The organism is Brevundimonas sp. CURTG3B2_SDJG, assembly GCF_057364705.1.
The window spans coordinates 1-716 of sequence record NZ_JBNFOJ010000554.1 but is presented as its reverse complement, the minus strand read 5'-3'; the positions used below and the strand labels follow the sequence as shown (position 1 = coordinate 716).

At 74.9% G+C, this 716-nt stretch carries 1 protein-coding gene; it reads left to right on the top strand.

The window, feature by feature from the left end:
- Window positions 1-21 precede the first annotated feature (21 nt).
- Window positions 22-716 (top strand): ATP-grasp domain-containing protein (locus AC2W7C_RS18645; RefSeq protein ID WP_486002675.1); only part of this gene is annotated, 695 nt, incomplete at its 3' end.

Sequence of the window (716 nt, the reverse complement as noted above, 5' to 3'; positions counted from 1 at the left end):
GCCGCCGCGTGCGCTGGACCGATGGCTGAGCGCGTCCTGGTCACCGGAGCGCGCGCAGCGGCCGCGCTGGATCTCGCCCGCAGCCTGCGCGCGGCCGGGTTCGAGCCTCATCTGGCCGACAGCAGCCCGGCCCGGCTGGCGCGCTGGTCGAACACCGCCGGGCCCGTGCACCGCTACGCCTCGCCGGTCCGCCGCCCCGCCGCCTTCGCCGAGGACGTCCGCCGCCTGATCGACCGCTTGGCCCCGGTGCGGATCATCCCCGCCTGCGAGGAGGTCTTCCATCTGTCGGCCCTGGCGGAGACCAGGAGGTTCGCCGACCGCCTGTTCGCGCCCGATCCCGATGTCCTCACCAGCCTGCACGCCAAGGATCGCTTCGCCGGCCTGTGCCGGTCGCTGTCGCTTCCAGTCCCCGAGACGCGCGCCGTCGCCGATCCCGAGGCGCTGGAGGCCGCGGTTCAAGACCTGGACGACGTCGTCCTGAAGCCCGTCTGGTCGCGCTTCGGAGCCCGCACCCTGGTCGCGCCGACGGCCGAACAGCGGGCATCGGTCCGCCCCTCCGTCGATGACCCTTGGGTGGTTCAGCGCCGCATCGTGGGCGAGGACGTCAGCTTCTACGCCGTCTGCGAGGCCGGACGCGTCACGGCCTTCGCGCCTACGGCTCGGGCTGGCGCGCGGCGGGGCGGAGCGGCCCCTGGCCTTCCCGGCCGCTGGAGCCG